Source organism: Streptomyces sp. NPDC026575 (genome assembly GCF_055567415.1).
Genome location: NZ_JBVHQM010000056.1, coordinates 1 through 7,911 on the forward strand (window position 1 = coordinate 1; position 7,911 = coordinate 7,911).

Annotated in this window: 5 protein-coding genes; 2 read left to right on the top strand and 3 right to left on the bottom strand. The window is 71.0% G+C overall.

The genetic code is table 11. From position 1 onward, the window contains the following. Positions 1-454: 454 nt before the first annotated feature. The gene (locus ACZ4NB_RS38390) at positions 455-1,462 is read right to left on the bottom strand and encodes a stage II sporulation protein M (protein WP_467667691.1); all 1,008 of its coding nucleotides are present in this window, start codon (positions 1,460-1,462) and stop codon (positions 455-457) included. A gap of 114 nt (positions 1,463-1,576) precedes the next feature. Here ACZ4NB_RS38390 and ACZ4NB_RS38395 point away from each other — a divergent pair, with 114 nt between their 5' ends. After that, positions 1,577-2,659 (top strand): RDD family protein, encoded by a 1,083-nt coding sequence (locus ACZ4NB_RS38395; protein WP_467667692.1) that lies wholly within the window; start codon positions 1,577-1,579, stop codon positions 2,657-2,659. A gap of 81 nt (positions 2,660-2,740) precedes the next feature. Here ACZ4NB_RS38395 and ACZ4NB_RS38400 read toward each other — a convergent pair whose 3' ends face one another. Beyond that, the gene (locus ACZ4NB_RS38400) at positions 2,741-3,355 is read right to left on the bottom strand and encodes a hypothetical protein (protein WP_467667693.1); all 615 of its coding nucleotides are present in this window, start codon (positions 3,353-3,355) and stop codon (positions 2,741-2,743) included. A gap of 181 nt (positions 3,356-3,536) precedes the next feature. Further along, entirely contained in the window at positions 3,537-4,994 is a 1,458-nt protein-coding gene (ahcY, locus tag ACZ4NB_RS38405; RefSeq protein WP_467667694.1) for an adenosylhomocysteinase, read from the bottom strand. Positions 4,995-5,519: 525 nt separating this feature from the next. On the opposite strand from ahcY, the gene ACZ4NB_RS38410 reads away from it, so the two are divergent. Then, the gene (locus ACZ4NB_RS38410; RefSeq protein WP_467667699.1) at positions 5,520-7,652 is read left to right on the top strand and encodes a fructose-specific PTS transporter subunit EIIC; all 2,133 of its coding nucleotides are present in this window, start codon (positions 5,520-5,522) and stop codon (positions 7,650-7,652) included. Positions 7,653-7,911 lie beyond the last annotated feature (259 nt).

Sequence of the window (7,911 nt, forward strand, 5' to 3'; positions counted from 1 at the left end):
ATCCTTGCGGCTCCGATTTTCGCCGGTGCGTTTCCACCTTTCGGCTTCTTCGCGTTTCCAACCTTACCAGATCCGTTTCCGTCTCTGGCCCCCTGCTGGAGCGGGGTCGGCCGTTCGGCTTTCGCTTTTCGGCCTTTCCGACTTTATCAGATCCGTTTCGTTCCGTTGCCGGTCCGAATTTGTTTCCGATTCCCCGTCGGAGGGGGTTCGCCTTTTGGCTATTCCGACTTTATCAGAAGTGCTGCGGTCGAATTAAATCGACCGGGGCTTCCGGTAAGTGGTCGGTTGCGCTTCGCCGAATTGAAATTCCGGCCTAAGCGGAGGAGAGACTAACCGTCGCAGATGAACTTGTCCAGTTCGTTGCAACCGTTCGAATCTACCTCCCCCTGCTACCCGTGTCAACGGGGTTCTGGGGCGAAGAGGAGATTAGCAGGTCAGCGGGGCTCGACGCACATCAGGCGGCGGTCGGGAGGGTGGCGTCGCGGTCGGTGGCGTCGACGTCGCCGGTCGCTCCGGCTCGTACGGCGCGGCCGCCCAGCACATAGACGTACAGCAGGAATGCCAGCTCGACGGCGGTACCGATGCCGATGCGGGCCCAGGTGGGCAGGCCGGAAGGGGTGATGAAGCCTTCGAGGGCGCCGGATATGAAGAGCACCGCGGCGAGTCCGATGGCGACTCCCAGGGCGGTGCGGCCTTCCTCGGCCAGGGCCGTACGGCGGGTGCGCGGGCCGGGGTCGATGACGGTCCAGCCCAGGCGGAGGCCGATGCCGGCGGCGATGAAGACGGCGGTCAGTTCGAGGAGGCCGTGCGGAAGGATCAGGCCGAGGAACGTGTCGAGGCGGCCGGCGGAGGACATCAGGCCGATGCCTACGCCGAGGTTGAGCATGTTCTGCAGGAGGATCCACAGGACGGGGAGGCCGAGGAAGGCGCCGAGGACCAGGCACAGGGCCACGGCCTGGGCGTTGTTCGTCCATACCTGGGCCGCGAAGGACGCGGCGGGGTGGCTGGAGTAGTACGTCTCGTACTGGCCACCGGGGCGGGTCATGGCGCGGAGTTCCTCCGGGGCGCCGATGGCCGCCTGGACCTCGGGGTGGGCGGCTATCCACCAGCCGATGAGGGCGGCGACCACGGTGGAGAGGATCGCGGTGGGGATCCACCAGTGCCGCAGGCGGTAGACCGCGGCGGGGAAGGCGGTGGTGAAGAAGCGGGCGGCGTCGCGCCAGGATGCCTTGCGGGCGCCGGTGACCGCGCTGCGGGCGCGGGCCACGAGCGAGGTGAGGCGGCTGGTCAGCGCCGGGTCGGGGGCGCTGGACAGGAGGAGGGAGAGGTGGGTGGTGGTGCGCTGGTAGAGGACCACCAGTTCGTCGGCCTCGGCGCCTGTGAGACGGCGTTTGCGGTGCAGGAGTGCTTCGAGGCGGTCCCATTCGGCTCGGTGTGCCGTGATGAAGACATCGAGGTCCATAGGGGGTCGCTCCTCGCAGCGCCGTGGGTGGGTGCCGGGTCAGCTTGGCAGACTGGCCGTGTCCGGCTGCGGGGTGGGCGGGATTTCGCGGATCGAGAAGGAGTGGGGCGCGGCGTGAGTGAGCTCGTAACGGGTGAAGCGGTGGTGCTGGGGCTGCGGCCGGCCAGGCTGCCGAGCCGGGGGCTGGCGGTGGCGGTGGATGTGGCCATGGCCTGGAGCATCTACATCGCGGTGTCGATGCTGCTGGTGAGCGCGACGTCCTCGATGGACAGCGCGGCGATGGCGGCGGTCTCGGTGGCGACGTTCGTGCTGGTGCAGGTCGGGATACCGATCGCGGTCGAGACGCTGAGCCATGGCCGTTCGCTGGGGAAGGTCATGTGCGGGCTGCGGGTCGTACGGGCCGACGGCGGGCCAATCCGGTTCCGGCATGCGCTGGTGCGGGGCGCTCTGGGGGCCATCGAGATCGTGATGACGATGGGGGTGGTGGCGGCCATCGCCTCGTTGGTCTCGGCGCGGGGGCGTCGGATGGGGGACGTGTTCGCCGGGACGCTGGTCATCCGGGAGCGGATGCCCGCGGCGCAGGTGGGCAGTGCGCTGCCGCCTCCGCCTCCTTGGCTGGCGGCGGAGCTCGGGGCGCTGGATCTGTCGCGGGTGCCCGATGGGTGGTGGCTGACCGTACGGCAGTACCTGGCGCGGATGGGGCAGCTGGACCCGCAGGTCGGTGCGGCGATGGCGGGGCGGCTGGCGGAGGACCTGCGGGGGTTCACCGGGGTGCCGGGGCCGGCGGGGATGCACCCGGCGGCGTATCTGGGAGCGGTGATCGCGGAGCGGCAGGCGCGGGAGGCGCGGCGGACGTTCGGGGCGCCGGCGGGGGCCGCTGGGGCCGCGCCCGGGAGCGGGGCTGCGGGGGCCTGGGCCGGTGTGCCGTCGGCTGCTGGTGCGTCGGCGGGGGGTGTCGAGGATGCGGGGGCGTTCGGACCCGTGGTGGCGGGGAGCGGGGACGGGGCGCCGGCGACTGGTGGGGCTTGGGCGCTGCCTGGTGGAGGTGGAGCCGAGGTGCCGGGGGCCGGGGGGTCGGTACCGGGCGTCGGCGGTGCGGACGTCGTGGGACCGCCGGTTCGGGAGGGCGGCGATGGCTCGGGGATCGGCGACTCGGGTGGCCGGCCGCCGCGTACGGGGTTCGCTCCGCCGGTGTGAGGTCGCGGCCGTCGAGGGCGGGGCGTCGGGCGGCTGCCGGACGCTGGCTGCGGACGGTGGGGCGGCGTGGAGCCGGGGCGGTCAGGTGAACGTCGACGGTGGTGATTCGAGGGATTCGAGTTCGATGCCGGGCGCCGAGAGGACTACGTCGCCGGTGATGTGGACGGTGTGCTGCTCGCCGGTTTCGAGGTCGTTGACCTGGTATTCGTCGGCGATGAGGGGGGCGTTGTCAGTGGCGTGTGGTGTGCTTGCGAGCAGGGCCCAGGACTGATCGAGGGTGCGGGGGGCGAGCACGGGGGGTGTGAAGGCGACGAGGCGGGTGCGGATGGCGCCGCCGCCGAGGGTGGGGCGCAGCAGCCGGGCGGTCGCGATGAGGAACGCGGGGGACGCGCCGGTGAAGGCGTGGGCGGGGACGTTGCCTTCGGTGGCGTGTTCGCCGGTCGGGTCGGTGCGTACCCAGGTGACGCCGTCCAGGGCGGCGCCGCGGACCTGCCAGGCGGAGGCGTGGAGTTCCAGCCGGATGGGGCGGCCGAGGTCGTCGAGGGTGAGGTCGACGGAGCCGACGTGGTCGCCGGCGGGGTTGGTGATCTGCGAGACGTAGCGCCAGCCGGAGGGGCCGGTGGCGCAGTGGAAGTGCTCTTCACCGAGGGGGGTGTGGTCGTGCGGGTCGTGGAGCGAGTAGTGGCCGCGGGGCATGGGGGTGCAGTCCTTCGAGCGGCGGCCGGCGGGTGGGGTGGCCGGCAGGTGGGGGGACGGGTGGGTGCGGGGTCCTTACGGGCCAGGCCCCCGCCGTGAGTGGCGAGGGCCTGGGTTACCGGTTGCTGTGGGAGTGCGCCGGGAGATCAGGGGTGCTGATCAGCCGTGAGCACGCCCGGGCTCAGTAGCGGTAGTGGTCGGGCTTGTACGGGCCCTCGACCTGGACGCCGATGTACGCGGCCTGGTCCGGACGGAGCTCGGTCAGCTTGACGCCCAGGGCGTCGAGGTGGAGCCGGGCGACCTTCTCGTCGAGGTGCTTGGGGAGCACGTAGACGTCGGTGGGGTACTCCTCCGGCTTGGTGAACAGCTCGATCTGGGCCAGCGTCTGGTCCGCGAAGGAGTTGGACATCACGAAGGACGGGTGCCCGGTGGCGTTGCCCAGGTTCAGCAGGCGGCCCTCGGACAGCACGATCAGCACCTTGCCGTCCGGGTGCGTCCAGGTGTGGACCTGGGGCTTGACCTCGTCCTTGACGATGCCGGGGAGCTGGGCCAGGCCGGCCATGTCGATCTCGTTGTCGAAGTGGCCGATGTTGCCGACGATCGCCTGGTGCTTCATCCGCGCCATGTCGGAGGCCAGGATGATGTCCTTGTTGCCCGTGGTGGTGATGAAGATGTCGGCGGTCTCGACGACGTCTTCGAGGGTGGCGACCTGGTAGCCGTCCATGGCGGCCTGCAGGGCGCAGATCGGGTCGATCTCGGTGATGATGACGCGGGCACCCTGGCCGCGCAGGGACTCCGCGCAGCCCTTGCCGACGTCGCCGTAGCCGCAGACGACGGCGGTCTTGCCGCCGATCAGGACGTCGGTGGCGCGGTTGATGCCGTCGATGAGGGAGTGCCGGCAGCCGTACTTGTTGTCGAACTTCGACTTGGTGACGGCGTCGTTCACGTTGATCGCCGGGAAGAGGAGGTCGCCGTCGCGCTGCATCTCGTAGAGACGGTGCACGCCGGTGGTGGTCTCCTCGGTGACGCCGCGGATCTCGGAGGCCAGGTTCGTCCACTTCTGCGGGGCCTCGGCGAGGGTGCGGGTGAGCAGCTCCAGGATGGCGCGGTGCTCGTCGCTCTCGGCGGTCTCGACGGCGGGGACCTTGCCGGCCTTCTCGTACTCGACGCCCTTGTGGACCAGGAGGGTGGCGTCGCCGCCGTCGTCGAGGATCATGTTCGGGCCGCCGGTGGGCGAGTTCGGCCAGGTCAGCGCCTGCTCCGTGCACCACCAGTACTCGTCGAGGGTCTCGCCCTTCCAGGCGAAGACCGGGACGCCCTTGGGGCTGTCCGGCGTGCCCTCGGGGCCGACCGCGATGGCGGCCGCGGCGTGGTCCTGGGTGGAGAAGATGTTGCAGGACGCCCAGCGGACCTCGGCGCCGAGGGCGACCAGGGTCTCGATCAGGACGGCGGTCTGCACGGTCATGTGCAGGGAGCCGGTGATGCGGGCGCCGGCCAGCGGCTGGGCGGCGGCGTACTCCTTGCGGATCGCCATCAGGCCGGGCATCTCGTGCTCGGCGAGGGTGATCTCCTTGCGGCCGAAGGCGGCGAGGGAGAGGTCGGCGACCTTGAAGTCCTGGCCGGTGGCTGCTGTCGTCATGCGGGCTGCTCCTCGAGCGTCGAGGTGGATGGGCTGGCAGTCTGCGGCGCGGGCCGGGGCCCAGCTTGAGCTGGGGGAAGAGCGTACGCGGAAGCGGACACACCTCTCCCCTGGCCGCAGCGCAGTCCGTCGGAGGCCCTCTCTCCCTCGGCCGGTCCGCTGGGCGGGCCGACCGACCGCCATCAGCAGCGACGTCTGGCACTGGGCACGAATCTACACCGATCGGCCCAGTGAACCCCAGCCCGGATGGGCCGAATCGGTGCGGTCCCGGCCACGGAGGGGCGCGGCGGCAGGGGTCCGACGGCCGGGATGGAGGGCGGCGGCGGGCGGGGCCCGGCCGCCGCAAGCCGGGCGGTCAGGGGGGTTTGCCCCGGCCGGGACGTCATGCAGGATGCCTGGAGCGCGCGAACACCGGAACGTCTGTACGACGGCGCGCATGTGCGTAAGGAGAACCACGTGACGACCAGTCCAGCCGAGGCGCCCCAGGGTGCGGGGAGGGGCGGGCAGGGGCTGAAGCTGCTCGCAGTGACCGCCTGCCCGACCGGCATCGCCCACACGTATATGGCCGCGGAGAAGCTGACCCAGGCCGCCGAGTCGCTCGGCCATGAGATCAAGGTGGAGACGCAGGGTTCCATCGGGGCCGAGAACGTACTGTCTGACAACGATGTCAGAGGGGCTGACGGGATCATCGTCGCCGCGGACAAGGACGTCGACCTCAGCCGGTTCGTCGGCAAGAGGGTGCTGGCGGTCGGTGTGGCCGAAGGCGTTCACCATCCGGAGCGGCTGATCGAGCGGGTGCGGAGCGCGCCGGTCCACGAGGGCGAGGGGGCCGGGGCGGCCGGGGCGCCAGGGGGCGGCAAGGAGCGGAGTGTCGGCTACAAGGCGCTGATGAACGGGGTCAGTTACATGATCCCGTTCGTGGTGGTCGGCGGGCTGCTGATCGCGATCTCGCTCGCGCTGGGCGGGCATCCGCAGGCCGACGGCGGGCTGGTGATCCCGGACGGTTCGTTCTGGAAGCACGTCAACGACGTGGGTGTCATCGGCTTCACGCTGATGGTGCCGGTCCTGTCCGGCTATATCGCCTATGCGATCGGCGACCGGCCGGCGCTGGTGCCGGGCATGATCGGCGGCTGGATAGCCAATACGGGTGCGCTGTACGACTCCAAGGCGGGCGCGGGGTTCATCGGCGCGATCGTCACCGGCTTCCTGGCCGGATACCTGGTGCAGTGGATCAAGAAGGTCAAGGTCCCCAGGTTCGTCCAGCCGATCATGCCGATCATCGTGATCCCGATCGTGGCAACGACAACGCTCGGGCTGTTCTTCATCTACGTCATCGGCAAGCCCATCTCCTGGGTGTTCACGCACCTCACCAGCTGGCTGGGCGGGATGACCGGGTCGAGCGCGATCCTGCTCGGCGCGATCCTCGGGCTGATGATCGCGTTCGACATGGGCGGTCCGGTCAACAAGACCGCGTTCCTGTTCGGTGCGGGGCTGATCGCGTCCGGCAACCAGACCGTGATGGGCATGTGTGCCGCGGCGATCCCGGTGATGCCTCTGGGGCAGGGCCTGGCCACGCTGGTCCGCCGGCGCCTGTACTCCGAGCAGGAGCGGGAGACGGGCATGGCGGCGCTGTTCATGGGGATGTTCGGGATCTCCGAGGGCGCGATCCCGTTCGCCGCGGCGCGGCCGGCGCAGGTCATTCCGGCGAACATGCTCGGTGGCGCGGTGGCCGGTGCGGTCGCGGGGATGGCCGGGGTGACGGACGCGGTGCCGCACGGCGGGCCGATCGTGGCGGTGCTGGGTGCGGTCGGCGGGGTGCCGATGTTCTTCCTCGCCGTGGTGATCGGGACCGTGGTGACGGCGCTGACGACGGTGACGCTGGTGGACGTCGCGGAGCGGAGGAAGGGACGGGCGGCAGCGGCCGGTGCCGCTGTTGCTGGTGTTGCTGGTGTTTCTGCCGCTGCTGACATTGCTGGTGATTCGGCGGTGGGGCCGGTGGCTGTTGGGGTCGGTGCCGGCGGCGGGAGCGCGGCCGGTGTCGGCGTGGCGGCGGAGCCTCGTACGGCCGGGGCGGCGGTGCCGGCCGGTGCGCGGGCCGTCGGCGAGGACGGTACGGATGGTGCTGGTGAGGGCGCCGGGGATGGGGGCGTCGAGGATGGTGCCGATGCCGGTGCCCGTACCGGCGGTGACGCGTCCGGCACCGAGGTGCTGTCCGGCTATCTGACGGAGCGAACCGTCAAGCGGCAGCTCGTAGCCGGCGAGAAGGAGGCCGCGATCCGCGAGATGGCCGAGCTGGCCGCCGGCACCGGCAGGGTGGCGGACGTGGACGAGCTGGTGCGGGTGGCGCTGGCGCGGGAGGCGCAGGGCACCACCGGGCTCGGTGAGGAGATCGCCATCCCGCACGCCAAGACGGATGCGGTGACCGCTCCGGTCGTCGGCTTCGCGCGGTCGGCGGAGGGTATCGACTGGGGTTCGCTGGACGGGACGCTCGCCAAGCTGGTCTTCATGATCGCGGTGCCTCAGGAGGCGGCCGGGGATGAGCATCTGCGCATCCTGGCGCTGCTGTCGCGGAAGCTGATGGACGGCGACTTCCGGGCACGGTTGCGGGGCGCGGAGGACGAGGCGGCGATTCTGCGGGTGCTGGGAGAGATCCGGTAGGGGGTCCTGGGGGAGGTCCACTAGGGCGGGGGCGAACGGATCCCGTAGGGGAGGCGAGCGCCCCCTGCGGGCCAGAACGTGGTGAGCCTGGGGCGGTATTCCTGGGCTCGCCACGGCACGCCACGGCTCGCCGTGCGGCCGGCGGGGATCTCGCCGTGCGGTCGGCGGGGATCTCGCCGTGCGGTCGGCGGGGATCTCGCCGTGCGGTCGGCGGGGATCTCGCCGTGCGGTCGGCGGGGATCTCGCCGTGCGGTCGGCG